Here is a 24,621-nt window from a genome sequence, read left to right as displayed (position 1 = left end):
GGCTCGTGCCTGTATGGAGATCCTGCCTTTGCGTTCCCTCCAAGCATTCAGTGCGCTTCAGTTGCTGCGGCACGCCGCTCCCCGGCTGGCCAACGACTTCGTCGGGCTGGGCATCGTTTTTTACGATTCGCTGGCTGCGCTGCCGCACCTGCAGCTTGAAGTCTGTGGCAATGAGCGCTTCGAGCTCCCGATCGAGGGGCTAGAGCCCATCTGTGACGTGCTGGCCCGAACGGCGCGCCGGTCATCGCGCTGGCATGACGGCTTCCATTTCGTCCACGCGGGCTCTGCGTCGCTTACCCACCTCTGCCAGTTCATCGCGCCGCCGCTACCCGATCCGTCCGCAGGCCCGCCCCGGGCCAGTGGTGCCCGGCACATGACGGCGCTGTTGGCGTCGAATGTGGCGGGGATCGCCGCCATCGGGCTGCTGACCCACGAACGAGTGGCCTCTATCTACGAAGCCGGACGGCTGACCTTGAATGAAACCCTCTGATGCTGCCCGTAAGCCTGACCTACGCCGATCTTCTGCGGTTGTTCAAGTATTGCGGCTATGTCGTGCTGGTGGTGGCCGCCGCGATCCTCTTCTTCCGCCTGGCGGAACTGCAGGCGCACCCGTTGAAGGTCATCTGGCAAAGCGTCTCTACTGCGCTGGCCGTGCCGCCGCTGCTGATCCTGCTGCTTTCAAAGCTGCAGTGGAAGTACCCGAAGCTCGCCTGGCTCATGGACAAGCGCATGGTCCATGGACTGTGGTGGGGTGAGCTGAAGTCGGAGTTCAAGTCCTCCGAAGGTGCCGATCCGTTGCCGCCCATCCCGATCGCGTTCGTGGTCCAGCAGAGCTACTTCTTCCTGACGATCCAGTCCTACACGCCCGGCCAGCCAGCTCGCTCCACGCTGGAAACCATGATGGTGGAGCCGCGGAGCGCAATAGCGCAGCTTCAGTACGTGTTCGAGATGAGGCGGATGCAGGATGCCGAGGACAAGATCACCATCGGCTACGGCGACCTTCAGCTCACCTCCGGCGACAAGCGGTTGGAAGGCTACTACTGGACCAACTCGCCCACCCGCGGCCGCATTTCTCTGGACCTTGTGACGCGGGATTTCAACGGCATCGGCTCATTTGCTGATGCCCAGCAGGCCCGTGCCGAGTTGCGGAAGATCCCGGGCTCGGCTGTCGTTAAATAAATTCCGACTGCTTTCGCTATCGCTCAGTCTGTAACGGTCGGTAGCGTTGGCATTGCCAATGCAGTGGAGACAGCAGTCGGTTGACTGACTTGGTCTGGCTCTGCGCAGATAACGTCGGATGCTCGACCATAAGCGGTCAACGAGCAAGAGCAACCGACGCCGTACGGATGACTGCTACGCTACAAAGACCGTGCGTCAGTGCCGCCGCGGCGACGGACCGCAACCGCTGCGGAAAGGATATCAGCGTCGGTTTAGAGCTTGGCACCCGACGTCGCTCCCTTAGCCGCGCTATTTGCCGCCGCACTCGCCATGGACGCAAAGAACGCTCGACCTGCATCCAGATCCACGAGCTGGGCGCTGCCGTTGCCCATGCTCTTCACGCCGGCGGTTGAGATCACGCCGTAGTTGAGCCGGAAGACCTTGTTGCAGCCGTTCTCAAGGCGCATCGAGTCGCCCTGGTTGACACGGCCGAACGGCAGGGTGTTGTCGCTGCAGGCGCCCTGGTAAAGCTCGAAGCCCGTCAGCGTCTTGGTGCCGTCGCTCTTGCGTTGCCCGTTGATGAGGATGTCGAAATAGTCGTTGATGGGCGCAGCACCAGCGTACTTGCTGCTCATGTCGCCGATGGTCTTCTCATAGGAGTAGGTTGACGTCGTGTCGTCGCGCCAGATCGCCCAGACCTTGCCATCGTGGATCAGGATCTTGACGAAATCGTAGTTGCTCTTCTGCTCGGCAAACATATCGAAGCGGATGCCGGCGCGCATTGGCGCGCGGGTGATCGAGTTGGGCCAAGCGTAATCCGATATCTTCAACTTGATGGTGCGACCGCGGCTGTCCTTACTGCCATCTGGAAAGCGTTGCCTGATTGCCGCCACGGCTTGAGCTTCGGTCATGCCGAGTTTGACGCCGAGGACGTCGAAGTTCTGAATGGCGCCGGCGGTGTCCACCGCCTTGCTGACACCGGCATGGGCGGTGTTCAGCGCGGCAATGATGGCCGCAGTGGCTGCGATGCGGGCGAGTCGCATGGGGACTTTTCCGTTGTTGTTGGGGATCGAGTGGAAGGTGCAGCGGAAAGGGCGAGACGATTGCCTTGGCAGCGTAAAGTGCATGTGCTGTGGCCTCTATCGCATGGAGGCTGCGGGGGCTTGGTCGAGCGCCGTATGTACAGCCGCAGCGGCGTCATGCCTTTGCCCTGCCGGCCCAAGCTCAATGACCAGGCGCCAGGCCTTTCGCCGAGATTCGGACACCTCAAACGTCTGCCCGTAGAGAGTGTTGCCGTGCCTGGTCATGGCCAACGCCATACGTGCCGCGTGAAAATCTCCTGCATCGGCGTGCGCCGCAAACCCTTCGAAGGCTTGGCGCCAATGGCAATGCTCGTAGGCGGTCCAGGCGGTCCAGGCGGTGCTGATCGACGCGTTCTCGCTGAGAGTGAGCGGCATCCATGAGGACACCGAGCCATTGAGCGCCGGATTGGAGTCCTGCCGGGCAGCATCTGCGGCCGTTTGCAAGATGGCGTCCGGCGGCATCGGGCGCCAATCGGCGACGGATCCGTTGAGCGCGGGGTTCGTGTCGCGCTGTGACGCGATCGCGGCCTTGTCGAAAGTCAGCCGCACTGTCCCCGCGCGGGCGGCAGGTGGTGCGGCATAGATGTCCTGCGCGAGCAGCAGCCCAAGCGCTGCAAGCAAAGGCGTAGCGCAACGTCCTTCAATTTCCATTCTTTCCTCCCCAGGTAGAACGATCATCGGATAGCTCTATCCGTGCTGTTTGTTATTCATCGAGTTCTTCATGTTAGTCCAAATGATACACAAAGAGCACCAAATGAATAACGGAAAGTGTAGAGAGGGAGACGCCCGAAATACATGCTTGGCCCATGTCCAAAGCCAAGCCGATCCCTACCGCCCGAGAGATATTTGCTCGCAACCTTCGTCGAGCTCGGCGTTTGAAGGATGAGACCCAAGAGGGTTTGGCGCTGGAGGCTGGCGTGTCGCGGGCCTATCTCAGCCGTGTTGAGCGCGGCACGGTCAACATATCTTTCGACAGCGCCGAGGCGCTGGCCAAGGCCATCGGCGTCTCCCTGCGGGACCTGGTCGATCCGCTGCAGTTTCAGGGTTTGGACGAAAGCTGAGGCGGTATGCCCGATGCCGACCACGCGACGCTGCAGCAGCAGGCCGCGCGTTTGCCCCAGCCTCCAATCATGCGGGGCTTGGTAAAGTGGTGCTCGGCGGCACCGCAAGGTGTTGCCCCTGCTTTTCCTCCCTGAGCAGGAGCCTCAGCGTGACGACAGCGTTAGGCTTTCCAGCCTCGGCCCATGGCCGGGGCTTTTTTCCATCTGGAGAAGAGAGGACCGGTGGCGCGACCAGGAGAAGCGGGGCAAGTCAGGCACTTGGCCCAATTGCTGTCAGGAGCCGCAATTGCGGTGTTGGACCGCAATTCACCGCAATTGCCGGGGAGGGGCGGGTGGCAAGCATGAGCCAATTGGCGGCGGGGCATCTCTTCGCTGCAGGGGCTGTTAGGCAGAGTCACCGTCGGAGCTGATGAAGATAACCATTGATGAGCACCGGGCCACACCGGACATATCGCTTGAAAGTTATGTGCGCCAGTGTCAGGTCAGCTTGGCCATCGTGCTGGAAGGCAAGGTCGCGATCTACCTGGATCTGAAGTTCTGGATCGCGCTGCGGGAGGCGGCGCTGGGGTGTTGCAAGGACAACTCCAGTCTTGAGTTCCTGGCCCTCTTGCGCAGGCTGGTCGCAGCCGACAAGGTCTTTTGTCCTATCAGCGATAGCGCGTTCATCGAGATCTTCAAGCAAAGCGATGCGTCAACCAGGCGCGCCACCGTCGAGCTGGTGGACGAGCTCAGTCAGGGCGTGACGTTGATACCGCTGGATCTTCGTATCGGTACCGAGATCGCTCACTTCATTCATGCAACGCTGACGCCGCTCAAGGTCTACCCGCTCCATCACCTCATGTGGACCAAGCTCAGCTACGTGCTCGGCTATACCCATCCAGCCTGGTCCTCGTTCGACCCGGCCAGCGAGCTTGCGATGCAGAAGGCGTTCTTCGACCACATGTGGACCATCTCACTGACTCAGATGGACGGCTTGATCGGTGAAGCTATGCCGGGCGCGTCGCAGCGTTTCGATGCACTCGCAGCTCAATTGAATGCCGCCAACCGGCAACACGCTGCCGAACTGCGAAGTTTTGAGCAGACCTACCACCTGGAGTTGTCAGGTGTGCTTGAACTCTATGCCGAAAGAGCGGCAGATGTTCTGAATCGCATGGCGCAGAGCCAGATCGGCGAATCCGCCAGCAGGGGCAGTGCTCAGTGGCAGGAATTGGAGCGGAACTGTACGAACCTTCTGATGGCGGCCTTCAAGAAGGACGTCACCAAAGATGCCTTGCGCACCATTCATATCAAGACCTGTCTTCATGCCAGTGTCCGCTGGGACAAGAAGCGTCAGTTCAAGGCCAATGACTTCTTCGACTTCCAGCATGCTGCTGCCGCGGTGGGCTATTGCGACGCGTTTTTTACCGAGCGCTCGCTGTGCGCAATGATCCGGCGGCCGGATGTCGCACTTGATAAGCGATATAAGTGCCACGTCGGCTCCACGATGGCCGAGGCCCTTGCCTTTGCACGGGCGCTGGATTTGATGCCTATAGAACGTTAATCCCCGGGACGAGGGCAGCGAATCGAAGTGCCATTTCATGGCGGTCGTCGGATCCCAGGTCCTGGTGCTGCTCATGCATATTCCGGTGTTGTTGATCACTCGGTCTACCTGACGTAAACGGCTCCCGGAGAGCTAGGGTTGGTCCTTGCTGACCCCGTAGCGGTGCTTTGCGCAGCGCTATACCCGCGTCGGCCCGTTGACCACGTTGCTGACGACAGCAATATGGTTGTTATCAAATCGGATCGGTGGTGCGTCGAGACGCCCATGCGGCGAGGAAATCAAGGCGTTCGTCCTCGCTCAAAATGGACGCAAACGGCGAACTGGACCTCATGGACTGCCCCTGTTCAGTGTCCGCTGTTGCCATAGCGAGCGCTTCATCAAGGCCTTTGTCGAACAATGCCAGCCATGCTGCCGCGTAGAGACGCGGGGCGCCGCCACTCTGGTCCACCATCCGGTCAAGCATGTCACGCGCTTTCGAGAACAGTCGCGGATCCGCCCGGATCTTCTGCGCCACCAGCTCGTGCAGGGCCAAACTCTTCAGATCGAGTTCACGCGGCGAGAACATGGGTGTCAGCTTGCTCGGGATCGAGCTCCGACATGATGCATTGCGGTGAATTGCGGCCGAACACCGCAATTGCACCTCGCGCAAGTCGTTGATTTCACTGCCCGACCCCTCGTGCCTCGGTTTCCCCGCGCCGACGAATGCGATGAAGCGCCGCCATCGCAGACTCGAGCGTTGAAGGTCGGGCACCGCCCTCAAGCATCAGACGCAAGTGCAGCTTGAAGTTGAGCTGAGGGTGCCGATCACCGCCTTCGGTAGACACAGGGTCCGCCGTCCGATCTTGGTTTTGCTCGTCAGGCTTCATGGGCGGAAAATACCATGCTTCCTCATGCCACGCATTAAATGCAGGGGCGTTCGTAAGTGGCTGTCATCATTCGCTGTCCTACCGTTCGTGCGCGAATGGGAGCGGATTTGGGCCGTCGGGAACGAAGATGCTGGGCTGGCTCATAGTCATTTCAATTGCCGACGGTGATGAGCCGGCAAAGCTGGATGGTGCAAACACGCTTGCAAGCTGGCGGTGCGGCATGGGCGGCCTCGACTGGATCGACAGACTCGTCCAACAGGGCCTGGCGAAGTTCGAGTCAGGCAACGGTTATCCAACTAGGTATCGTTCGACCGCGGCAGCGGTGCTGCCGGTCATCCGTGACGGCCGGGCGCCAGAGCATCGGGGCTTCGATGTCCTTGGCGACGACTACTTCACGCGCGCCGGATGGGTCGGCGATTTCACACACCATCCCGAACGCATCGCTATGCGCTCACCAACCGATCAAATCGTGATCGAAGCGTGGGATCAGTCGTAGATGTTCAGGCTCGTTCGCGTTGCCGTTGTCGAAGCCGCTTCGCATCGAGATGGAATCGACGGCCGTGTCGGGCCCAAATACCAGCGCGCAACCATTGCGCGAGGGAGCACCGTGCATCCTATGGGCAGGCCTGTCTTCGCGGGTCTTCAGCTCAAGGCCCTGTTGCTGGCAGATGAGCTTCGAACCGCAATCAGCGTGACTGACATGCTGCACTGGCTTGTTTGGCCTCGGAGGATGTCGCAAATGTAATCCAGCAGTGCGAGCCCTGACGGAGGGGGATTCCTAAAGTCAAGCCCAGGATGAATCGCTAAAGCATGTCGCGTCGATATGCCGATCATCTCAAGCCGTTAGGAGTCAACCATGAACCGTTCCTTCACTCATGTCGCCATCGCTTTTGGCCTGGCCATGTCCGCTACCGTGGCGAGCGCCGCAATGGACACCAGTACCCTGGCCAACGGCAAGTCGATCTATGGCGCAACGACCGCCGCATCGCAGACGGCCAAGGTCGTCGATGTGAGCAAGGTCAGCACGCTCAATATCGACTGCGGCGAGACGGTGACCTTCCGCAACGGCGACAAGAGCTTCAGCTGGAAGTTCGACGTGGTCGGTCACCGCGCAGTTGACCTGCAGGCCATTGCCCCGGCAGGCTTCAGCAGCAAGCCGCTGAAGGTCTATGTCGCGCGCAACGACGGCGAGCGGAACTGAGTTTCTCCGACCGCATGCCGCGCTGGTGTCAGGAGTTGACACCGGCCTTGCGGCGATGAACTGCGCCGACGTGGGTGTGGACGTCTGACGCTGGCCGTGGCGCCAGTTCGCCGACTTGGGGGTGATTCAGTTCTCGTAGGATCGCACAGGCCTGACCCGGGCTGGTGGACTGGCAGCGTGAGCGCAAGTCCCGCAGTTCGACCTCCAGCGCGCGTAGTTCCTGGATGCGCTTCGCCACATGGCCGATGTGATCATCCAGAACCTGATTCACCTCGCCGCAGTCGGCGCCAGGCTGGTCAATGAAGCGCAGCAGCGTTCGGATCTCGTCCAGCGCCATGTCCAGACCGCGGCAACGCCGGATGAAGATCAGCCGCTGCACATGGCTGTCGTCATAAAGACGGTAATTGCCCGCGCTGCGCCCGGGCGTCGGGATCAGCCCCTCACGCTCGTAGAAGCGGATGGTCTCGATCTGCGTGGCGCTCGCCACGGCCAGCTCGCCGATTTTCATGGGTGGCCTCGAATTTTTGCCATTGCGCTTGACTCTACACCGACTACAGAGTTTTTAATTCGGCCATGGACAAGACTCTGAACCCCTCTTCGGCCACTGCCGACGTGCCCGCAGCCTCCTGCTGCGGCTCAGCCTGCGGCACGGTCTCGCTCACCCCCGCGCCGGCTGAGCATGTGCAGCCCGGCTTGCATCGCTACCGCATCGCCAACATGGACTGCGCGTCCGAGGAGTCGGAGATCCGCCAGGCGCTGGAGCCCGTTGCAGGTGTGAAGCAGTTGCGTTTCGACCTGGGCCAGCGGACGGTGTCCATGGCCGCCGAGCCGGCCGAGTTGGCTGCGGCGATCGCGGCCATTGAGCGCATCGGCTACAAGCCCGTGCCCTTGGATGCACCAAGGGCAAGCGCCCCGGGCGAGCATGAGGACGGTGACGGCCATGATCACGATCATGTCGAATCGGGCTTGCCACGCTTGATCGGTGCGCTGGCTGTCGCCGTTGCGGCCGAAGCCGTGGCCTTCTTTGCGCCGGAGACGGCATTGCTCAAGGGCGTTCAGATGCTGCTGGCCGCCCTGGCGATCTTCCTGGCCGGATTCGGCACCTATCAGAAGGGGCTGCTGGCCCTCAAGGCCGGACGCCTGAACATCAATGCGCTGATGACGGTGGCGGTGACCGGCGCCTTTGTGATCGGTCAGTGGCCGGAGGCTGCCATGGTGATGGCCTTGTATGCCATCGCCGAGCTGATCGAGGCGCGGGCCGTGGATCGTGCTCGCAATGCCATCAAGAGCCTGCTGGATCTGGCGCCGCAAGATGCCGAGGTGCAGCAGGCGGGCGGCCAGTGGCAGCGCATGCCCACCGCGGCGGTCGCCGTGGGTGCTGTCGTGCGCCTGCGTCCCGGTGAGCGGGTGCCGCTGGACGGCGTGGTGACGGCCGGCAGCAGCGCCATCGACCAGGCGCCGGTCACCGGCGAAAGCGTTCCCGTCGACAAGACCGTGGGCGACGATGTCTTCGCCGGCACCATCAATCAGAACGCAGCCCTGGAGTTCCGCGTGACCGCGCTGGCCACGGACAGCACCCTGGCGCGCATCATCCATGCGGTCGAGGAAGCGCAGGCCACCCGTGCGCCGACCCAGCGATTCGTCGACCGCTTCGCTGCGATCTACACGCCGGGGGTGTTCGTGCTCGCCATGGCTGTGGCCCTGCTGATGCCTTGGCTGATGGGCTGGACCTGGATGGAGGCGGTTTACAAGGCCCTGGTGCTGCTGGTCATCGCCTGTCCCTGTGCCCTGGTGATCTCGACCCCGGTGACCGTGGTCAGTGGTCTGGCAGCGGCTGCCCGCCGTGGCATCCTGATCAAGGGCGGCGTCTACCTGGAGCAGGCCCGGTCGCTGAAGGCCGTGGCCCTGGACAAGACCGGCACCATCACGGCAGGCAAGCCCAAGCTGGTCGATGTTCAGATCGTGCGTGACGGCGCCGACCGGGCCGTAGTGGCGCATGCGGCATTGAGCATTGCCGGTCGGTCCGATCACCCGGTGTCCAAGGCTATCGCCGCCGGCTTGGCAGCGGAAGCGAGTGCCAGCGAAGTGGCCGAGTTTGCGGCCATCGTCGGCCGCGGCGTGCAGGCGCAGGTGAATCAGATGCCCTACGTGCTCGGCAATCACCGCTGGATCGAGGAGCGTGGCCAATGCTCGCCAGCCATCGAAGCGCTGCTGAAGCAGCATGAAGAGGCCGGCCGTACGGTGACCTTGCTGGCTGATGACGCCGGCGTGCTGGCCCTGTTTGCCGTGGCCGACACGATCAAGCCCTCATCGCGGGCGGCCGTCGCCGAATTGCAGACCATGGGTGTCACGCCGGTGATGTTGACCGGAGATAACCAGGCTACGGCCGAGGCCATCGCCCGCGAGGCTGGCATAGCGCAGGTGCGCGGCAATTTGCTGCCGCAGGACAAGCTCGAGGCCATCACCGAGATGCAGACCCGCTATGGTCCTGCCGCGATGACCGGCGATGGCATCAACGACGCCCCCGCGCTGGCCAAGGCCGACATCGGTTTTGCCATGGGCGGCGCCGGCACCCACACGGCGATGGAGGCGGCCGATGTGGTGGTGATGAACGACGACCTGCAGCGCCTGCCCGAGACCATCCGCCTGTCGCGCCGCACGCATGCCGTGCTCTGGCAGAACATCAGCCTGGCCCTCGGCATCAAGGCGGTGTTCCTGGTGGCGGCTGTGTTCGGCAATGCCAGCATGTGGATGGCGGTATTTGCGGACATGGGTGCCAGCCTGCTGGTGGTCTTCAACGGCCTGCGCTTGCTGCGCAGCAAGGCCTCATCGTAGGTCTGCAGTCACGGTGTTGTTCAGCGCTTTGGACCGGTCAGCCCAAGCTTCCCTGCCACCCGCTCCGTTTCGTGCACTGGTCATCGGCGCTAGAGCATCACGAGTCAATGCGCAAAGGACCAAGTGTTTTGAAGGCTGGTCGGTTTGGCTAAGCAAAAGCATGGTCAGATGAACGAGAATAGTTGTCATTACTGTTTTGGCTGACGATGAAGCGCTTGCTATTGATCCTGTGGGTTGGACTGTGTTCTTTTGGCTTTGCCCTCGCGCAAAGCCCGCCTGCTGCGGCGCACGAAGGACCGCGTCAGCTATGGCAGCTTCTGGACTATGTCGCCGTGGATTACGGTGGTGCGGTCGACAAGGGCGCCATCGTCAGTGAAACGGAGTACGCAGAGATGCGCGATTTCACCGCTAACGCGGTGTCCCAGGCTCGCCTCCTTCCTGCGCATGCATCCAAAGACGCGGTGGTCGCCGCTGCCAGCAAGTTGCAGGAGGCTGTCACCAACAAGGCAGCCGGCGCAGAGGTCGCGCGTCTGGCTCATGAAGCAGAAGCGCTGCTGGTCGCCGCATATCCGTTCCCCGTCGCCCCGAAGGCGCTGCCTGACCTCGAACGAGGTGCGGCGCTCTTCCAAGCCCAGTGCGCGTCCTGTCACGGCTCGGCAGGCGGTGGCGACGGACCACTCGCGGCCAAACTAGAACCGCCGCCGATCGCTTTCACGGACAGGGAACGTGCTCGGTCGCGAAGCCTTATGGCGCTCTACCAGGTTGTCTCCCAGGGCGTTACGGGCACGTCGATGCCGAGTTTTTCTGCACTGCCCGACGAGGACCGCTGGGCGCTGGCGTTCTTTGCCGGCACGCTTTCTTACGACGCCGGAATGCGCGAACGAGGAGGGCAACTGTGGAAACATGATGGAGCGGCCCGGAAGGAGTTTGCGGACCTGGCCGCTGTGACCACGGTCACCGAGGCGGCAGCGGCCGGCCGAATCGGACCTGACGCGGCTCGCGATCTGACCGCCTTCTTGCGCAGCCAACCCGAGGTGGCAACTGCGACCGGCAACGCCGGCGGACTGACCCTTTCCCGCACGCGCCTGGGCGAGAGTCTGGCGGCAATCCGCCAGGGCGACAAGCCGACAGCCACGCGGCTGGCGCTCTCCGCCTATCTCGATGGCTTCGAGCCGCTGGAGCCTTCCCTTGGCGCGCGCAACAAGGCGCTGCTGACGGAGGTGGAGAACGGCATGCTGGCCTATCGCTCGGCCATCGCCAATGGCACGCTTGCCCACGCCGAGGCCGCAGCTCAAAAGCTGGACTACCTCTTTGCAGAGGTGGAAAGGGAACTGGGTGGCGAATCGGCAGACCCACTCACCACCTTCCTGGGCTCGCTGACGATCCTGCTGAGAGAAGGCTTGGAAGCGCTCTTGATTGTCGTCGGCATGGTGGCTTTTCTAAAGAAGGCCAATCGACCGGACGTGCTGCGCTACGTGCACGGCGGATGGATTGCGGCCCTGGCCACCGGCGGGCTGACCTGGGCCGTGGCAACCTATTTCGTGAACATCAGTGGGGCTAGCCGCGAGGTGACCGAAGGACTTTCGTCCCTCTTCGCCGCGCTCGTTCTGTTGAGCGTGGGCTTGTGGATGCACCAGAAGAGCGCCGCAGGCCGCTGGCAAGCGTACCTGAAGGAAAAGCTGTCCTCTGCCATGTCGAAGCGCTCGGCGTGGGCTTTGTTCGGCCTCTCGTTCCTCGCGGTCTACCGCGAGGTTTTCGAGACCGTGCTTTTCTACTCGGCTCTCTCGGCCGATGGGAATGGCGATGCCCTCTTGGGTGGACTCGGACTGGGCGTCGTCCTCCTGGCCGTCCTTGCCTGGGTGATGCTCAGGACAAGCGCCCGGATGCCGATCGGGAAGTTCTTCAGCATCAGTTCGATCCTGGTCGCTGTGCTGGCCGTTGTGTTGGCAGGGAAAGGCGTGGCAGGACTGCAGGAAGCAGGTTGGCTGGGAGCCAGCCCCATCGCGGCGCCGCGGATCGAATTGCTGGGCATGTACCCATCCACCGAGACCGTAGTGGCCCAGATCATCGTTTTGCTGATCGCGGTCTCGGGTTTTGCAATGAACGGATACAGAGGCCGCCGATTGCCGCCCGCATGACCTTCCAGATGAAGGCTTGACCTCGCTTGAAGGGGCGCCCATGGATCGGCTGGATTTCGACGTGCGCGCCTGCCGTTGACCGTCTTCATCAGTCCTCGCCTGGCCGACTGCTAACGCTTTTACCTGCCTACACTTCGCTGCGGAGCTTGCGAAGCAAGACCGCTCATGCGAGCAGCGTCTGATGGTCGGTTCAAGTGCGTACCTCTACTCAAACTGAAAACGGGGATCTCTCCGTTCCGGCGAAGAGTCTGGCGATAGTGCAAATGACAGCGTGTGCGGCTGAACGATGACCGATCTCATGCCCTGGCATTGCGTTGAGCCGTTTCGGAGGCCTCCCGCAGGATTTCCCGGCCGCCGTTTGCAGCGATCCCGGCCACGAGGACCCCCAGCACCAGATCCGGGACGTTCGATCCCAGCCACATGACAAGCGCCCCAGACAGCACAATGGCTCCGTTGACAACGGAATCGTTGCTCGTGAAGATCGCCGACGCTTTGAAGTTCACGTCTTCCCCGCGATGCCGTCGCAACAACCTGAGGCACACCAGGTTCAGGGCTGCGTTTGCCGCAGCCATTGCCATCATGGCGGGTCCAACAGGCTCCTCACCTCCGGTGAAGCGGCGCAGGACCTCTACCAGCAGCAGCACGGCAAGCCCGATGAGCAAGAAGCCCGACAGGCGCGCGGTGCGCACCTTGACGACTGCCGCCCTTCCGACGGCGTACAGGCTGACCGCATAGACCGACGCGTCGGCGAGGTTGTCCAGGCCGGCACCCATCAGCGCGGTGGAGGCAGCCCAAATACCCAGGCCGATGCCGGCGGCGGACTGTCCAAGATTGATCAGCAACACAGTCCGCAGAATCTTGCTGTCAGCCGCGTTGCTCGCGTCTAGCCCGCCGAGCTCGTCGTCTTCATCTTTTTCAGCCATCACTCGTCCCTTCCATGTCCCTGTATCCTGAAATCTGTAGCGGTTGGAGAGTCAAGCGCCGCTGCAACGAAGCTGCTACGGCGCGATCGCGGAGCGGAGCGTGAGCAGCCGCTCGGCTGTTGGCGAGGACGCCAACGGCACGGCCGCAAGCGCCTCCCGCAGTTCGGACGGGCTCAGAATCTCGGAAAGAATCCGTGGAGCCGCGTTGCCGATGTAGAGCACATAGAGGGGAACACCGCTGCGACCGAGCGCTGCCAGCGCGGCGGTAATCGCCGGGTCGCGCAGCGTCCAGTCGGCGCGCAACAGAGCGACGTTCCTTGCTGCGAGGTCGGCCAGCACCTCAGGCTTCTCAAGCACCGTTTTCTTGTTGTACTGGCATGTGACGCACCAGGCGGCGGTGAAATCAACAAACACCGGGCGTCCGCTGGCCAGCAGTTGCTCAACCCGTCCCGGCTCCCAGGCCTGCCAGGCACCGTCATTCGCCGCCACGGCCTGGGGCTGCCGCGCTGCAACGATCTGGCCCGCGAGCAGCCAGGCGAATCCGGCCGTCCAGGCAACCGCGATCAAACCGACGATCACCCGCGCGCGGCTCGACAAGCCAAGGCTCCAAGCCAGCATGCTGGTAGCGATCAAGACCACCAGCAGTGCGCCGGCTGCATCGATCCCGCTTTGCTGCGCCAACACCCACAACAGCCATACCACCGCCGCGAACATTGGGTAGGCCATCAGTTTGCGAAAGATCACCATCCACTCACCTGGGCGAGGCAGCAGCCTGGCAACGGCCGGTGCCCCACTGGCGATCAGATACGGCAGCGCCATGCCGACGCCCAGCGTCGCGAAGATCAGCAGGGCCTGGGCGGCCGGCAATCCGACGGCGAATCCCAGCGCAGCGCCCATGAAAGGGGCCGTGCACGGAGAAGCCACCACAACCGCCAGCACGCCGGAGAGAAAGGCGTTCAGCACCGGGTGGCTGCTCTGCATGGAAGCCAAGCGGGTGGGGATAAGCTGGCGAACCTCGAACACGCCGGCCAGGTTCAAACCGATCAGGGTGAACAACACGGCCAGCGCGGCGACCACTCCGGGCATCTGCAATTGGAAGCCCCAACCGAGTTGCTCCCCCGCGCCGCGCAGCGCGACGACGAGCAGTCCCAGCGCCGCAAAGGACGCGATCACCCCGGCGGAGTACGCCGCCCCGTCGAGGCGCCGAGCCTGCTGGTCGCTGCCGTGCTGTGTGAAACCGACCACCTTGATCGCCAGCACCGGGAAGACGCAAGGCATCAGGTTCAGCATCAGCCCGCCGAGCAATGCACCCAGCAAGGCCGCCGTGAACGTCAGCCCGGCGCCCGATTCAGCTGCGGCTGCGGCCACGTTGTTGCGAAGCGCTTCTTGCAGGGCCGGCGACACGGCCACCGGTGCGGCGCCCGCGGGCCATGTGCCCTGCACGCGGGCGTCAATGCTCCAGCCCGCGTTCCCCTGTGTCAGCACGATCGGCATCACGTCGGGACTCTTGCTGCGCTGAGGCGAGAGCGGGATCTGCGCGGTCCAGACCTGACCGTCCCATGCCTGACTCCATTGCGCGGAAGTTTCAATCACTTCCGGTGTCTCGGGAAAAAACTCCAATGGCTTGCCCCTGAGGCCCGCAGGGAGCCCGCTGACCCGCAGCTGCAAGGCATTTCCATCGATCGCGGCGGTTGCCTGACCCGTCAGCGGCTTCGGCTGGGCAGCGAAGCTCGACTGAAAGATGGGGCCGTGCACGGCCGTCGAGCTCTTGGCGGGAATCGCCAACGAGAATTCGCCCTCCTCGGGAATACACATCTCACGGCACACCAGCCAATGCGCCTTGAGCCTGACCTCCAGCGCGCCAGCCAGACGCGAGGGTCTGAATTCCGGCGTAATGGTCAGCGGTACCTGCAGCAGCACCGTGTGCTCGTAGCCGTAGTTGATCAGCGTGCCAATCGGATGCTTGCTGGGCGTTGGCCACGCGATTTCGCCCGCCACCACTCCGGCGGGCAGCTTCCACTCAAGCTTCGTGGGCAGCCCGGAGTCGCCGGAGTTTTTCCAATACGAGTGCCACTCCGGCTGATGCGCGAGCTGCAGGCCGACCCAGACCGGCTTGCCCGGATCTAAGCCCTCGGGCGCATGGGCCAGCAGTTCTGCGCGGGTTCGCTCGGTCACCACCACGCTCGTGCCCCCGGACTGGGCCAACGCCGCACCGCTCCACAGAAGGATCAGCAGCATGAGCAGGCGGACGGTCAGGGACGTAGATGGCATGAACATGGACCGGTACAAGATTGCGGGCGCGCGATGTACGCCATCGGCCGGGACTATAGGTACATTCCCGGCGCGAAATGCCAGCAACCTCAGCCTGCCTAGGTTTCTATCCAGCCAGCTTGACTCTACTCCCGCTAGAGGGTTTCCAATACGCGCCAGACCTTTGCGAGGAAAGATGATGAGTACGAAAGAATCCCGGTTCCCGAAGGCTTTCATCCGGTTTGGCAGCTACCCGCTGATCCTTGGCGCCACCGCATTGCTGCTCTTCTACGGACTCGCTGCCGGCTGGCCATATTTCCCCACGGTGCCGCTCACAGTTGCCGCCGCCCTCGCTTGCGTCGCCTTGCTGGAGCGGCGGCTGCCCTTTCATGCGGCCTGGGGTCGCGACCACCGCGACAGCATTTGCGACACGATCCATGCAGTGGTCAACCTCATCGTGCTGCTCGCCGTCCACGGCGTTATTGCCGCCCTGGCGCCGCTGTGGTCGGCCGGGACCTGGTGGCCGGAGCAATGGCCACTTTGGGCGCAAGCCCTCGCCGTTGGTGCGGTTCTCGATCTCAGCCTCTACAGCGTCCATTGGCTGAGTCACCGCGTGGGCTGGCTCTGGCGGTTCCACGCGATCCACCACAGCTCGGAACGCCTCTATTGGCTCAACGGGGAGCGCCGGCACCCAATGCATGCGGGGATGATGGCCGCGCCCGGATTGCTTGCCGTGGTGCTGATGGGGGCACCCGCACTGGCCGTCGGCGCATGGCTTGGCCTGTTGGCCGTGCACCTGGCCTTCCAGCACTCCAACCTGGACTATCGGGTCGGGCCGCTGCGCTTCGTTATCGGCGCCGCTGAAGTTCACCGCTGGCATCACAAGCGCGAGTATGAAGACGCTCAGGTCAACTACGGCGAGTTCTGGATGGTTTGGGACCATCTGTTCGGCACCTTCCGACTGCCCAAGCACAAGTTGGGCGCCAATGAAGTGGGCCTGAAGGAGACGCACTTTCCGATGGGCTACGGCGCGCAGTTGGTCCACCCCTTCCGTAGCGATCCAGCGGCGGCAGACGCGCCCGCCGGTGACTACGGGCTTGCACGCGCCGCATTCCTGCGCGAGACGGGACTGGCGATTTCTCGGATGGCAGCCGGTGACCTGCCCGCGGCGTGGCGTGCGCATGAGCTTGGACACATCGTGTCCCAGCCCTACCTTGGCCTGCACCTGCGTAGCCACGCGGCGATGCTCGGTCTCGCTTGGAGGACTCGCGACTATCCGGAGGTGCTGGCCCAAGTCGTCCGGCTCGCACTCGCTCCTGTGGGCCATGCCCTTGGCCGCACCCCGCCACAGAACGTCGGCACTGGGCGCTTTGGCGTGATGGAGCACGGTTCATGGCCGTCGGAACTGGACCCGATCACTTTCCAGCGCCGATAACATCGCCTTCATGACGAAAGACAGAGTCGGCGCCCCGATGAGGTAGAGAGGGGTGTCAGCTACGCCGCGATCGACGACTTCCTGCGTGGCAAGGAGGTAAAAACCCTGCCAGCGCCGAAGTCATCGTACAGAGACTCCGTTGCACGACCTACAAGAGCGCGCTACCGGCTGTTCCGGCGCCTCAGCCCGTCGCTGGTGCTTCAGGCGGGCTCGGCCAAGCTCTTCAGAATGCCGCATTCGCGCGCGGTGCGGGTGGTATTGCAGGAGCGCCGCAAGTCCGTCAACTCCTGCTCAAGGGCCCGCAAATCCTTGATCTTGGCCCGCACCTGGGCAATATGGGAATCCGCCAGCGCATTCACCTCGCCGCAGTCCAGTTCAGGCCGATCCCGGAAGCTCAGCAGTTGGCGGATCTCATCCAGCGTCAGGTCGATTGCCCGGCAGCGGCGAATGAACAGCAGGCGCTGCAGATGGACATCGTCGTACAGCCGGAAATTTCCCTCGCTGCGCGCCGGCTCCGGAAGCAGGCCCTCGGACTCGTAGAAGCGCACGGTCTGCACCAGGCAGTCCGCCTTCTTCGACAATTCACCGATTCGCAGCATGTTCTTCTCCGCAAAAGCTTGACTCTATACCAGCTAGAGGTTGTCCAATGATGGCATGCGGGGAAACCCAACGGAGAGCCATTCTATGAACAACGACCCTTCCAACTCATGCGGCTGCTCGGGCGGCAATGGCCAGCAGGCGGGCTGCGCCAAGGAGCAAACCAGCACCGAGACCACGGTTTTCCATGTGAGCAACATGGACTGCAGGAACGAAGAAGCGCTCGTGCGGCGCACGCTTGAGGCCATGCCCGGCGTCGAGCGGCTTGAATTCGACCTTCTGCAGCGAAAGCTGATCGTTTCGCACAGTGTGGTCACGGTCGATGCCCTGGAGCAGGCGTTGAATTCGGTGGGCATGAAGGCACAGGCCGTTCGGGATGCCGCGGTGCTGACGACCTACCGCATCGAGAACATGGACTGCCCGAGTGAGGAGAAACTCATTCGCTCGCACCTGGGGGCGGTCGAGGGGGTCCAGGACCTGGGCTTTGACCTGGCCGAGCGCACACTGTCGGTGAAGCACCTCGCCGAGGCGCGCACGCAGATGGAGCAGGTCCTGGCTTCCATCGGCATGCGCGCCAAGGAGCAGACCGCAAGTCCCGAGAACCCGGTAGCAGCTGCTGCCCTGGTCACCTCCCTGGCGGCTCAAGCCCAGCATCCTCAGTCGTCCGCCTCGGCGTCCTCGATGCCGGCCGGAGAGCGCGTGACGTACCGGATCGAAAACATGGATTGCCCGACGGAAGAAGCGCTGATCCGCGACCGCCTGGGCAAGGAGCCGGGCGTGACCGCGCTGGACTTCAACCTGATGCAGCGGGTGCTGGGAGTCCAGCACACCCTGCCGTCGACGGAGCCGATCGAGAAGGCGCTTGCTTCCATCGGGATGCGGACCGCGCGGCAGGACCTCCAGACGGTCACCACGCTGCTGCGCATCGCCAAGATGGACTGCCCGACCGAGGAAAGCCTGATCCGCAGCAAGCTGCAAGGCATGCCGGGCGTGCAAGGCCTGGACTTCAATCTGATTCAGCGCACGCTCACAGTCCGGCACGCGCCGGACGCGATCAAGCTGGCGGTCGAAGCCATCGAGTCGCTCGGTATGGGAACCGAAGTGCAGAAGACCGATGAGCCGCGCGATTCCCAGGCGACCGCGCAGAAAACCAACTGGTGGCCGATGGCGGTTTCAGGCATCGCGGCGGTGCTTGCCGAAGGCGTCTACTGGGTCAACGACGGCAATCACTGGGCCGTGATCGCGCTGGCCCTGGTGTCGATCTTCACCGGCGGCCTCAGCACTTACAAAAAGGGCTGGATCGCGCTGAAGAACGGCAACCTGAACATGAACGCCCTGATGTCCATCGCGGTCACTGGCGGCATGGCGATCGGCCACTGGCCAGAGGCGGCCATGGTCATGTTCCTCTTTGCCCTGGCCGAGGTGATCGAAGCGAAGTCGCTGGACCGTGCCCGCAATGCCATTCGCGGGCTGATGGATCTGGCCCCGGAGACCGCGACCGTGCGGCAAGCCGACGGCTCATGGAAGGAGCTGCCGGCCAAGGAGGTCGGCAAGGGGGCGGTGGTCCGCGTGCGTCCCGGCGAGCGCATTGCACTGGACGGCCTGATCACTGCAGGACGCTCGGCCATCAACCAGGCTCCCATCACCGGCGAGAGCCTTCCCGTCGAGAAGGCCGAAGGCGACCAGGTGTTCGCGGGCACCATCAACGAGACCGGCTCTTTTGAATACAAGGTGACCGCGGGCGCCAGCGATTCGACGCTGGCGCGCATCATCCATGCCGTGGAGTCCGCACAGGGCAGTCGCGCGCCCACGCAACGCTTCGTTGACCAGTTCGCCAGGGTCTACACCCCAGCCGTGTTTGCTGTGGCCGTGCTGGTCGCAGTCGTTCCGCCGCTCGCACTTGGTGGAGCCTGGTTCGACTGGATCTACAAGGCGCTGGTGCTGCTGGTGATCGCCTGCCCCTGCGCCCTGGTGATCTCCACCCCCGTAACCATCGTCAGCGGCCTGGCCGCTGCCGCCAGACGCGGCATCCTGATCAAGGGCGGCGTCTACCTGGAGGGCGGGCGCAAGCTCAAGGCCTTGGCGCTGGACAAGACCGGCACGCTCACGCATGGCAAGCCCGAGCAGACCGATTTCCTGCCCCTGGTCGGCGATGCGAAGGAGGTTGCCACCTGGGCTGCGAGCCTGGCTGCGCGCTCCGATCATCCGGTGTCCCAAGCGATTGCCCGCAAGGCGAACCGTGAAGGCGTTTCATTGCACGAAGTCGCTGAGTTTGCAGCCTTGCCCGGACGCGGCGTGCAGGGCCGCATTGCCGGCCGCATGCTGCAGATGGGCAATCACCGACTCGCGAAGGAGCTCGGCCTCAGTGAAGTCGCGCTGCAATCGCAGCTGGAAGCACTTGAACGCCAAGGCAAGACGGCCATCCTGCTGATGGACGAAACCACCGTGCTCGGCATCTTTGCCGTCGCTGATACGGTGAAGGAAACCAGCCGTGAAGCCGTGGCCGACCTGCAGGCGCTCGGCGTGCGCACGCTGATGCTGACCGGGGACAACCAGCACACGGCCGACGCCATCGCGGCCCAGGTCGGGATCTCCGAGGCCCGTGGCGACCAACTGCCCGAAGACAAGCTCAAGACTATCGAGAGCCTCATCGGCGGTGAGGGCCGTGTGGGTATGGTGGGCGACGGCATCAACGATTCGCCCGCGCTCGCGCGGGCCGACATCGGCTTCGCCATGGGCGCGGCCGGCACCGACACGGCGATCGAAACCGCGGACGTCGCCCTGATGGACGACGACCTGCGCAAGATTCCAGCCTTTATCCGGCTGTCGCGCACCACCGCGGCTATCCTCACCCAGAACATTGTCCTTGCATTGGGCATCAAAGCAGTGTTTCTCGCGCTGACGTTCACGGGGCACGCCACGATGTGGATGGCGGTGTTTGCCGACATGGGGGCAAGCATGCTGGTCGTCTTCAATGGCCTGCGCCTGCTGAAACTGAAGACGGCCTGACGTATATGCAGACGCCGGACCACGCGACGCAGTGGACGAAACACTGGCTGTATGACTGGGGCGGAGCCAACGTGGATCTATTCCTGGTCATCCAGCACGCCCTGCCTGACGGTTGGATCTGGCTGCCCGAAGTCCTGAGTGCGCTCGGCAGCTACTGGGGCGCGCCGGTCGTCGTGGTCCTGCTGCTGGTCTGGCGGCGTAGGCAGGTTCGGCAAGGGGCAACGCCGCCCGATGTGCCGTTGTGTCGATTTGTGCTGGGGTCGGCGCTGGCTATCGCCGCTGCGGCCCTCGCCAAGGCGGTGTTCGCGCTGCCGCGTCCGTTCGTGCTCCTGGGAGACGCAGTCTACCGGGCCGCCTCGGTCCCTGACAGCCGCTACACCCTGCCCAGCGGCCACTCGGTCTACGTCGGCGTTCTGGCGGCGGCCCTTTGGCCCGTATTGGGCTGGTCTGGCAGGGTGGGCCTGCTGCTGTTCGCCGCGGCCGTGGGCTGGTCACGCATCGTGCTGGGCGCGCATTTTCCTGTGGACGTCATCGCCGGCTTGGCGCTGGGCTGGGCGTGCGTCGCCGCGGCGCTTCCGTGTCGAAGCCGGAAATCCATCAACCCGAGAAGTCGTAGATGAACCATCCCCCCCGCAACGCGCCGTGGTACTCACTCGCAATCGCTGTTCTCATCGGCGACCAGGCTGCCAAGACCTATATCGACATGACGACCCCCTTGGGGTGGTCGCATGAGGTCACGTCATTTTTCAACCTGGTACATGTTCTCAATCCCGGCGCGGCGTTCAGCTTCCTCGCTGGCGCTGGCGGCTGGCAGCGATGGTTTTTCCTCGCAATCGCCCTCGCGGCGTCGGCGTGGCTGATATGGCTGCTGTCCCGCCCACTGCAGAAACTGGAGGGCCTTTCATACAGCCTCATCCTGGGCGGGGCCTTGGGCAACGGGTTCGATCGGGCCGTGCGCGGGCAGGTCATCGACTACCTTGACTTTCACCTGCGCGGCTGGCACTGGCCGGCCTTCAACATTGCCGACATGGCCATCATGGGCGGGGCGATCGCGCTGGTGCTTCAGTCGCTGGTGGGCGTCGAGAACCCCGGCGGTGCCAAAGAGGCCCAGTGAAATAGGGCGGCCTGGAGTTTAATCATGAACGCGGCGTATGACATCGGTGCGGCGGCGCGAGCGTTCGGCATGGTCACGACCGTCATCCCCAGCACGGTCATCGTGGCCCTCAACCTGTTGGCCCAGGCAAGAGCCTGGATCGCGCCGTGAAGGTTGAGACATTGATCGGTGTGAGCCGTCAGAAGGACCTTTCGCCTGGAGCACGCATGACCAACTTTCGCAATCTTCTGCCCGTGGTCGCTGTTGTACTAGCGCTTGCCGGCTGCCTGAGTTCTTCGGCTGCCCCACAGAGTTCTTTCACGCTGCTGGACGGTTCGTCCCGCACCACTGCCGACCTCAAAGGCAAAGTGGCGTTGATCAACTTCTGGGCGACCAGCTGCAGCACGTGTGTGGCAGAGATGCCGATGCTGGTGGCCACTTACGAGAAGTTTCGCGGGCGCGGCTACGAAACCATCGCTGTGGCCATGAGCTACGACCCCCCGGCCTACGTCGTTAGCTTCGCGCAAACACGCAAGCTCCCGTTCCCGGTCGCCATCGACAACACCGGCGCGCTTGCCAAGGCATGGGGCGATGTCAACCTCACCCCCACAACCTTCCTCGTCAACAAGCGAGGAGAGATCGTCAAGCGCTTTTTGGGAAAGCCGGATTTTGTCGAACTCCATCAACTCATCGATCGGCTGCTCTCCGAAAACTGAGCGGGATCATTTTCCAGTCCTCCCTCCTATCCACAAGTCATCATGATCAAAAGACGCTCTTTCTGCAGCCTTGCACTTCCCTTGACCCTCGCCGTACCCAACGCCGCGCGAGCCCAGGAACAGTTCGTGCCGGGCAAGCACTACTTGGAGGTTTCTCCACGGCAAACCACCAAGGACCCGAACCAAGTTGAAGTGCTGGAGTTCTTCGCCTATAGCTGCTCGCACTGCAGTGCGTTCGAGCCTGCGCTGGAGGCTTGGGTGAAGAAATTGCCGCGTGACGTTCAGTTCCGCCGTATCCCGGTCGCCTTCCGTAAGAACTTGGTGATCCATCAGCAGCTCTACTTTGCAGTGGAGGCGCTTGGCCTGGTCGAGCAGTTGCATGGGAAGCTTTTCCAGGCAATCCATGTTGATCAACAAGCCCTTGCGACGGCCGCGGACATCGCCGTCTTCGTCGGAAAGAACGGCGCCGACGGCAAGCGCCTCGTGGAGACGATGACCTCCTTCGGAGTCGCCGGCAAGGTGAATCAGGCGACTGCATTGGCCAGCGGCTACAAGATCGAAGGTACGCCGTCACTCGGGGTGGACGGCCGGTGGCTGACCTCCGGGTCCTTGGCTGGCTCGAATCCGCGCTCGCTGCTGGTGGCAGAACACTTGATTGGGCTAGCAAAAAAGGGCGGGCGAGCTCAGCTGCCTACTTGAGGGCCGTGTCACAGACGTTTGCCAAGATTGGGTGCGTTGCGGAACAAGGTCAAGCCAACCTCCGGGAAAGCTGTGGCGACTGTCACGTTGGTCGACAAGAAGCCGAGCTGGAGGTCTGGCAGCACGCCCACTCCGGGCGCGAACTCATCGGCGACGAGCGCTGGCAGGTCATCACCGAGGCGGCCGAGGAGGTCGGTCCGGCGCTGTTCTTCTCCCTGCTGATCGTCACACTGCTCTTCATCCCGGTATTCACCCTGAAGGCGCAGGAGGGGCGCCTGTTCGGGCCGCTGGCCTTCACCAAGACGTACGCGATAGCGGCTGCAGAGGGTCTGTCCGTCACGCTGATCCCGGTCTTGATGGGTTGCCCCGGCTGGCTTCAGCAGCAAGCCGCTGAAGGTCTATGTCGTCGGCAACGACGATGAGCGGAACTGAGTTTCTCTGACCGCCTGCCGCGCCGGCTGCTGCGGCAGGCCCTTTCCACCCTGCTATGCAATGCGACCCGACACGCTTCAGCAGGCTCGGCCGTGCTGGTACACATTGACCACCCAGAGCAATGGCTGGGTGCGCATAGCCGTGCACAACGAGGGCACGACCAACGATCCCTTGAACCTGCCGGGTTCTACCGGGCAGACCCCTCACGGCCCCATGCCGACCGCAACCATGGCCTCGGCCTCGGCCTGGCCATCGTCGCGGCCATCGCGAGCATGCACGGAGGCCACGCTTTCGCCGAGTCAGCTGCCGGCGCAACCCGAATCGTGCTGGTCTTTCCCGGCGGCAACGGCCGGCCTCAGACATCCACACTCATGTCGGCGCAGTGCATCGCCTCAAGGCAGGTGCCAACCCCTGACACCGGCATCGACCTCTATGGCGGCGTCGCCGAGCATTTAGGTCTCGACGAGGGATCAGTTGATCAGTCAGCGGCCAACGCGTGGATGATCGGGCAGCCGCGATTGGCCGCCCCTATGTCGCATTGGTGCAGCAATGCCGTCAGCGCTTTGCGCATCGCCTTCAGAGCGGTGAGCTTCTCGTCGATGACCAGCAGTTTGTGCGTGGCCAGGTCACGCGTTTCGGCGCAGGCTTGAGCCTCATCGAGATCGAGCAGGCTGCCGATCTCATCTAAGGTGAATCCGAGCACTTGCGCCCGCTTGATAAAGCGCACACGTTTGATCGCATCCGGGGCATAGCGGCGATGCCCGTTCGTCGGCTTGTAAGGCTCGGCCATCAACCCGCGGCGCTGGTAGTAGCGGATCGTCTCGACGTTCACGCCGGCCTCGCCGGCCAGCCGCCCTATCGTCAGCTCGGCTGTCATCTGGACTCCTTGACTCTGTACCATGGTACGGACTTTAGACTGGCTTTCATCAAATAGGTTTCACCGGGTTGATGATGATATTCAGAGTCAAGAGTTCCCTGATCGCCAGCGTTCTGGCGGCCATCGGCGCGTCGGTATGCTGCGTCGGCCCGCTGGTGCTGCTGGCGCTGGGCATCGGTGGCGCCTGGATCGCCAACTTGGCTGCGCTGGAGCCGCTGCGGCCGTGGTTCATCACTGCGATGCTGCTGTTCCTGGGCCTGGCGTTCCGGCGCCTTTACTTGCAGCCTCAGATCTGCAAAACCGGTGCCATGTGCGCCGAGTCGATCGTTCTCAAGCACCAGCGACTGATCTTCTGGGGTGTCGCACTGACGCTCCTCGTGTTGTTGTCGGTGCCTTGGTTGGCACCGCTTTTCCTTTGAAGGGACTCCCCATGAGCAAACTGCTTGCCGCAGCGCTCGTCACGCTAATGCCGTTGGCCGCGCTCGCCGCAACGTCGCGGACCGCCGTTCTCGAAGTACAGAACATGACCTGCGAGCTGTGTTCTGTCACGGTGAAGAAGTCGCTGGAGAAGGTGGCCGGCGTGAGTCAGGCCCGGATCGACTTCGCGAGGAAGAGGGCGACCGTGACGTTCGATGCCGACATGACCAGCACCACCGCATTGGTCAAGGTCACGACGGACGCGGGCTTCCCCTCGACGGTTCAAAAGTGA

The 24,621-nt window shown here is 63.1% G+C and carries 25 protein-coding genes and 2 pseudogenes; 19 read left to right on the top strand and 8 right to left on the bottom strand.

The window, feature by feature from the left end:
• The first annotated feature begins 13 nt into the window (after window positions 1-13).
• Complete coding sequence (locus O5M90_RS06765) at window positions 14-490, top strand: hypothetical protein (protein WP_137944489.1); 477 nt, start codon at window positions 14-16, stop codon at window positions 488-490.
• Window positions 490-1,179 carry a hypothetical protein gene (locus tag O5M90_RS06760; RefSeq protein WP_137944488.1) on the top strand — a complete coding sequence of 230 codons (690 nt, stop codon included), beginning with the start codon at window positions 490-492 and terminating at the stop codon, window positions 1,177-1,179. The genes O5M90_RS06765 and O5M90_RS06760 overlap by 1 nt, the downstream gene beginning before the upstream one ends.
• A 251-nt stretch (window positions 1,180-1,430) precedes the next feature.
• On the opposite strand, the gene O5M90_RS06755 is transcribed toward O5M90_RS06760, so the two are convergent.
• Together O5M90_RS06755 and O5M90_RS06750 are read right to left on the bottom strand one after the other, a co-directional pair.
• Window positions 1,431-2,201 carry a hypothetical protein gene (locus O5M90_RS06755; protein ID WP_137944487.1) on the bottom strand — a complete coding sequence of 257 codons (771 nt, stop codon included), beginning with the start codon at window positions 2,199-2,201 and terminating at the stop codon, window positions 1,431-1,433.
• A gap of 96 nt (window positions 2,202-2,297) precedes the next feature.
• The gene (locus O5M90_RS06750; RefSeq protein ID WP_137944486.1) at window positions 2,298-2,891 is read right to left on the bottom strand and encodes a hypothetical protein; all 594 of its coding nucleotides are present in this window, start codon (window positions 2,889-2,891) and stop codon (window positions 2,298-2,300) included.
• Window positions 2,892-3,046: 155 nt separating this feature from the next.
• Here O5M90_RS06750 and O5M90_RS06745 point away from each other — a divergent pair, with 155 nt between their 5' ends.
• Both O5M90_RS06745 and O5M90_RS06740 read left to right on the top strand, forming a co-directional pair.
• A complete protein-coding gene (locus O5M90_RS06745; protein WP_137944485.1) occupies window positions 3,047-3,301 on the top strand; it encodes a helix-turn-helix domain-containing protein in 255 nt (84 codons plus the stop codon).
• A 409-nt stretch (window positions 3,302-3,710) separates the two neighbouring features.
• A complete protein-coding gene (locus O5M90_RS06740; RefSeq protein WP_137944484.1) occupies window positions 3,711-4,841 on the top strand; it encodes a hypothetical protein in 1,131 nt (376 codons plus the stop codon).
• 232 nt (window positions 4,842-5,073) lie between these two features.
• Here the strand turns inward: O5M90_RS06740 and O5M90_RS06735 are convergent, their stop codons facing one another.
• Window positions 5,074-5,406: a hypothetical protein gene (locus tag O5M90_RS06735; RefSeq protein WP_137944483.1), complete on the bottom strand. Its 333-nt coding sequence runs from the start codon at window positions 5,404-5,406 to the stop codon at window positions 5,074-5,076.
• A gap of 428 nt (window positions 5,407-5,834) precedes the next feature.
• Here O5M90_RS06735 and O5M90_RS06730 point away from each other — a divergent pair, with 428 nt between their 5' ends.
• Window positions 5,835-6,203 carry a hypothetical protein gene (locus O5M90_RS06730; RefSeq protein WP_137944482.1) on the top strand — a complete coding sequence of 123 codons (369 nt, stop codon included), beginning with the start codon at window positions 5,835-5,837 and terminating at the stop codon, window positions 6,201-6,203.
• Between the two features lie 360 nt (window positions 6,204-6,563).
• A complete protein-coding gene (locus tag O5M90_RS06725) occupies window positions 6,564-6,908 on the top strand; it encodes a CzcE family metal-binding protein (RefSeq protein ID WP_137944481.1) in 345 nt (114 codons plus the stop codon).
• 28 nt (window positions 6,909-6,936) lie between these two features.
• Here the strand turns inward: O5M90_RS06725 and cadR (O5M90_RS06720) are convergent, their stop codons facing one another.
• On the bottom strand, window positions 6,937-7,416 hold the full coding sequence (gene cadR / locus O5M90_RS06720) for a Cd(II)/Pb(II)-responsive transcriptional regulator (RefSeq protein ID WP_137944480.1): 480 nt from the start codon (window positions 7,414-7,416) through the stop codon (window positions 6,937-6,939).
• A gap of 65 nt (window positions 7,417-7,481) precedes the next feature.
• Between cadR (O5M90_RS06720) and O5M90_RS06715 the strand changes: the two genes are divergently transcribed.
• Both O5M90_RS06715 and O5M90_RS06710 read left to right on the top strand, forming a co-directional pair.
• Window positions 7,482-9,743: a heavy metal translocating P-type ATPase gene (locus O5M90_RS06715; protein ID WP_137944479.1), complete on the top strand. Its 2,262-nt coding sequence runs from the start codon at window positions 7,482-7,484 to the stop codon at window positions 9,741-9,743.
• A gap of 206 nt (window positions 9,744-9,949) precedes the next feature.
• Window positions 9,950-11,881, top strand: coding sequence for a cytochrome c/FTR1 family iron permease (locus O5M90_RS06710; RefSeq protein ID WP_137944478.1), 1,932 nt, complete (start codon window positions 9,950-9,952; stop codon window positions 11,879-11,881).
• A 296-nt stretch (window positions 11,882-12,177) separates the two neighbouring features.
• Here the strand turns inward: O5M90_RS06710 and O5M90_RS06705 are convergent, their stop codons facing one another.
• Both O5M90_RS06705 and O5M90_RS06700 read right to left on the bottom strand, forming a co-directional pair.
• Complete coding sequence (locus tag O5M90_RS06705) at window positions 12,178-12,804, bottom strand: cation transporter (protein ID WP_137944477.1); 627 nt, start codon at window positions 12,802-12,804, stop codon at window positions 12,178-12,180.
• A 75-nt stretch (window positions 12,805-12,879) separates the two neighbouring features.
• Window positions 12,880-15,042 (bottom strand): protein-disulfide reductase DsbD family protein, encoded by a 2,163-nt coding sequence (locus O5M90_RS06700; RefSeq protein WP_269840450.1) that lies wholly within the window; start codon window positions 15,040-15,042, stop codon window positions 12,880-12,882.
• 211 nt (window positions 15,043-15,253) lie between these two features.
• Between O5M90_RS06700 and O5M90_RS06695 the strand changes: the two genes are divergently transcribed.
• Window positions 15,254-16,489, top strand: a complete 1,236-nt coding sequence (locus O5M90_RS06695; protein WP_137944475.1) for a sterol desaturase family protein — start codon at window positions 15,254-15,256, stop codon at window positions 16,487-16,489.
• 200 nt (window positions 16,490-16,689) lie between these two features.
• On the opposite strand, the gene cadR (O5M90_RS06690) is transcribed toward O5M90_RS06695, so the two are convergent.
• Complete coding sequence (gene cadR / locus O5M90_RS06690) at window positions 16,690-17,088, bottom strand: Cd(II)/Pb(II)-responsive transcriptional regulator (protein ID WP_137944474.1); 399 nt, start codon at window positions 17,086-17,088, stop codon at window positions 16,690-16,692.
• Window positions 17,089-17,173: 85 nt separating this feature from the next.
• Here cadR (O5M90_RS06690) and O5M90_RS06685 point away from each other — a divergent pair, with 85 nt between their 5' ends.
• The 8 genes and pseudogenes from O5M90_RS06685 to O5M90_RS06650 all read left to right on the top strand — a co-directional run.
• Entirely contained in the window at window positions 17,174-20,095 is a 2,922-nt protein-coding gene (locus tag O5M90_RS06685) for a heavy metal translocating P-type ATPase (protein ID WP_137944473.1), read from the top strand.
• Between the two features lie 5 nt (window positions 20,096-20,100).
• Window positions 20,101-20,715: a phosphatase PAP2 family protein gene (locus tag O5M90_RS06680; RefSeq protein ID WP_137944472.1), complete on the top strand. Its 615-nt coding sequence runs from the start codon at window positions 20,101-20,103 to the stop codon at window positions 20,713-20,715.
• Window positions 20,712-21,209, top strand: coding sequence for a signal peptidase II (lspA, locus tag O5M90_RS06675; RefSeq protein ID WP_137944471.1), 498 nt, complete (start codon window positions 20,712-20,714; stop codon window positions 21,207-21,209). Before O5M90_RS06680 ends, lspA begins: the two co-directional genes overlap by 4 nt.
• 24 nt (window positions 21,210-21,233) lie before the next feature.
• Window positions 21,234-21,359, top strand: a complete 126-nt coding sequence (locus tag O5M90_RS06670; protein ID WP_269840449.1) for a hypothetical protein — start codon at window positions 21,234-21,236, stop codon at window positions 21,357-21,359.
• 56 nt (window positions 21,360-21,415) lie between these two features.
• Complete coding sequence (locus tag O5M90_RS06665) at window positions 21,416-21,904, top strand: TlpA disulfide reductase family protein (RefSeq protein WP_137944470.1); 489 nt, start codon at window positions 21,416-21,418, stop codon at window positions 21,902-21,904.
• Window positions 21,905-21,946: 42 nt separating this feature from the next.
• Window positions 21,947-22,603: a thiol:disulfide interchange protein DsbA/DsbL gene (locus O5M90_RS06660; protein ID WP_137944469.1), complete on the top strand. Its 657-nt coding sequence runs from the start codon at window positions 21,947-21,949 to the stop codon at window positions 22,601-22,603.
• A gap of 104 nt (window positions 22,604-22,707) precedes the next feature.
• Window positions 22,708-22,965 (top strand): annotated as a pseudogene (locus O5M90_RS06655) (efflux RND transporter permease subunit); the annotation flags it as partial.
• A gap of 66 nt (window positions 22,966-23,031) precedes the next feature.
• Window positions 23,032-23,313 (top strand): annotated as a pseudogene (locus O5M90_RS06650) (heavy metal sensor histidine kinase); the annotation flags it as partial.
• 200 nt (window positions 23,314-23,513) lie between these two features.
• Here the strand turns inward: O5M90_RS06650 and merR are convergent.
• A complete protein-coding gene (gene merR, locus O5M90_RS06645; protein WP_137944468.1) occupies window positions 23,514-23,912 on the bottom strand; it encodes an Hg(II)-responsive transcriptional regulator in 399 nt (132 codons plus the stop codon).
• A 71-nt stretch (window positions 23,913-23,983) separates the two neighbouring features.
• On the opposite strand from merR, the gene O5M90_RS06640 reads away from it, so the two are divergent.
• Together O5M90_RS06640 and O5M90_RS06635 are read left to right on the top strand one after the other, a co-directional pair.
• Window positions 23,984-24,331 (top strand): mercuric transporter MerT family protein, encoded by a 348-nt coding sequence (locus O5M90_RS06640; RefSeq protein ID WP_440401897.1) that lies wholly within the window; start codon window positions 23,984-23,986, stop codon window positions 24,329-24,331.
• 11 nt (window positions 24,332-24,342) lie between these two features.
• Entirely contained in the window at window positions 24,343-24,621 is a 279-nt protein-coding gene (locus O5M90_RS06635; RefSeq protein ID WP_137944467.1) for a heavy-metal-associated domain-containing protein, read from the top strand.

Origin of the sequence: Paucibacter sp. M5-1 (assembly GCF_027498415.2) — a bacterium.
Lineage (GTDB): Bacteria > Pseudomonadota > Gammaproteobacteria > Burkholderiales > Burkholderiaceae_C > Roseateles_E.
The sequence above is the reverse complement of the archived record's forward strand: the minus strand, read 5'-3'. Positions and strand labels throughout refer to the sequence as shown.

Bases quoted from the DNA above. Each gene is read 5' to 3' on its own strand.
- cadR (WP_137944480.1), bottom strand. From the start codon at position 7,416: ATGAAAATCGGCGAGCTGGCCGTGGCGAGCGCCACGCAGATCGAGACC.
- O5M90_RS06730 (WP_137944482.1), top strand. From the start codon at position 5,835: ATGCTGGGCTGGCTCATAGTCATTTCAATTGCCGACGGTGATGAGCCG.
- O5M90_RS06680 (WP_137944472.1), top strand. From the start codon at position 20,101: ATGCAGACGCCGGACCACGCGACGCAGTGGACGAAACACTGGCTGTAT.
- O5M90_RS06765 (WP_137944489.1), top strand. From the start codon at position 14: ATGGAGATCCTGCCTTTGCGTTCCCTCCAAGCATTCAGTGCGCTTCAG.
- O5M90_RS06715 (WP_137944479.1), top strand. From the start codon at position 7,482: ATGGACAAGACTCTGAACCCCTCTTCGGCCACTGCCGACGTGCCCGCA.
- O5M90_RS06670 (WP_269840449.1), top strand. From the start codon at position 21,234: ATGAACGCGGCGTATGACATCGGTGCGGCGGCGCGAGCGTTCGGCATG.
- O5M90_RS06745 (WP_137944485.1), top strand. From the start codon at position 3,047: ATGTCCAAAGCCAAGCCGATCCCTACCGCCCGAGAGATATTTGCTCGC.
- lspA (WP_137944471.1), top strand. From the start codon at position 20,712: ATGAACCATCCCCCCCGCAACGCGCCGTGGTACTCACTCGCAATCGCT.
- O5M90_RS06695 (WP_137944475.1), top strand. From the start codon at position 15,254: ATGAGTACGAAAGAATCCCGGTTCCCGAAGGCTTTCATCCGGTTTGGC.
- O5M90_RS06750 (WP_137944486.1), bottom strand. From the start codon at position 2,891: ATGGAAATTGAAGGACGTTGCGCTACGCCTTTGCTTGCAGCGCTTGGG.
- O5M90_RS06735 (WP_137944483.1), bottom strand. From the start codon at position 5,406: ATGTTCTCGCCGCGTGAACTCGATCTGAAGAGTTTGGCCCTGCACGAG.
- O5M90_RS06640 (WP_440401897.1), top strand. From the start codon at position 23,984: ATGATGATATTCAGAGTCAAGAGTTCCCTGATCGCCAGCGTTCTGGCG.
- O5M90_RS06685 (WP_137944473.1), top strand. From the start codon at position 17,174: ATGAACAACGACCCTTCCAACTCATGCGGCTGCTCGGGCGGCAATGGC.
- O5M90_RS06700 (WP_269840450.1), bottom strand. From the start codon at position 15,042: ATGCTGCTGATCCTTCTGTGGAGCGGTGCGGCGTTGGCCCAGTCCGGG.
- O5M90_RS06755 (WP_137944487.1), bottom strand. From the start codon at position 2,201: ATGCGACTCGCCCGCATCGCAGCCACTGCGGCCATCATTGCCGCGCTG.
- cadR (WP_137944474.1), bottom strand. From the start codon at position 17,088: ATGCTGCGAATCGGTGAATTGTCGAAGAAGGCGGACTGCCTGGTGCAG.
- O5M90_RS06635 (WP_137944467.1), top strand. From the start codon at position 24,343: ATGAGCAAACTGCTTGCCGCAGCGCTCGTCACGCTAATGCCGTTGGCC.
- O5M90_RS06705 (WP_137944477.1), bottom strand. From the start codon at position 12,804: ATGGCTGAAAAAGATGAAGACGACGAGCTCGGCGGGCTAGACGCGAGC.
- O5M90_RS06725 (WP_137944481.1), top strand. From the start codon at position 6,564: ATGAACCGTTCCTTCACTCATGTCGCCATCGCTTTTGGCCTGGCCATG.
- merR (WP_137944468.1), bottom strand. From the start codon at position 23,912: ATGACAGCCGAGCTGACGATAGGGCGGCTGGCCGGCGAGGCCGGCGTG.
- O5M90_RS06710 (WP_137944478.1), top strand. From the start codon at position 9,950: ATGAAGCGCTTGCTATTGATCCTGTGGGTTGGACTGTGTTCTTTTGGC.
- O5M90_RS06760 (WP_137944488.1), top strand. From the start codon at position 490: ATGCTGCCCGTAAGCCTGACCTACGCCGATCTTCTGCGGTTGTTCAAG.
- O5M90_RS06660 (WP_137944469.1), top strand. From the start codon at position 21,947: ATGATCAAAAGACGCTCTTTCTGCAGCCTTGCACTTCCCTTGACCCTC.
- O5M90_RS06740 (WP_137944484.1), top strand. From the start codon at position 3,711: ATGAAGATAACCATTGATGAGCACCGGGCCACACCGGACATATCGCTT.
- O5M90_RS06665 (WP_137944470.1), top strand. From the start codon at position 21,416: ATGACCAACTTTCGCAATCTTCTGCCCGTGGTCGCTGTTGTACTAGCG.